At 65.3% G+C, this 707-nt stretch carries 1 pseudogene; it reads right to left on the bottom strand.

Annotation, left to right across the window (positions count from 1 at the left end):
* A pseudogene (locus NKH63_RS31290) lies at positions 1-618 on the bottom strand (IS630 family transposase); the annotation flags it as partial.
* Positions 619-707: the final 89 nt, after the last annotated feature.

Below are 707 nucleotides of genomic sequence, written 5' to 3'. Positions count from 1 at the left end.
TGCCGTTCATGGCGCCGTCGTAGACGAAGGGCGCAGTCATGCCCGTCAGCCGCAGCGCTCCGGTGAAGGTCGTGGTCTTCCAGTGGCCATGCGGCACGCCGGCCCGGCAGCGCTCGCCGCGCGGCGCTCTTCCACGCAGGCGGGCCATCTTTGTGGAGAGGCCGGTCTCATCGATGAACACGAGCTTCGCCGGATCAAGATCGAGCTGGCCGTCGAACCAGTCCCGGCGCCGCTTCAGGATGTCGAGGCGACCCTGCTCCAGTGCGTGCGCGGACTTTTTTTGAATGTCCAGCCGTGACCGCGAAGCCAGGCGCTCAAGGCGCTGCGGCTGATCCGCACTGACTGCTCGGCGACGAGCCGCTCCACCATCTCGTTCAGCGTGATGTCCTTGCGCTCCTCGATCAGCCCGACGATGAAGGCTTCATGCGCATCGAGGCTGGAGGCGCGGCGGCGGCCCTGCGGGCGTGGCGCCAGTTCGCCGATCTTCGCCCGCGCAATCCAGCGGATCGCGCTGGACACTCCCACGCCGAACCGCGCCGCCGCTTGCCGCGCCGACATGCCCTCGTCCGAAGCCTTCAAGACCCGCGACCGAAGATCATCGCTCAATGCTCTTCCCATCGTCCACCTCCATCGAGGTGGATGTTGAATCAGCACAAAACGCAGCCGTCACATCACAATCGATTCATCGATCACAGGACGTGGTCTAG

The organism is Mesorhizobium sp. M0960 (genome assembly GCF_040319055.1).
GTDB lineage: Bacteria > Pseudomonadota > Alphaproteobacteria > Rhizobiales > Rhizobiaceae > Mesorhizobium.
Note: the sequence above shows the minus strand (reverse complement) of the source record. Positions and strands in the feature narration are given on the sequence as shown.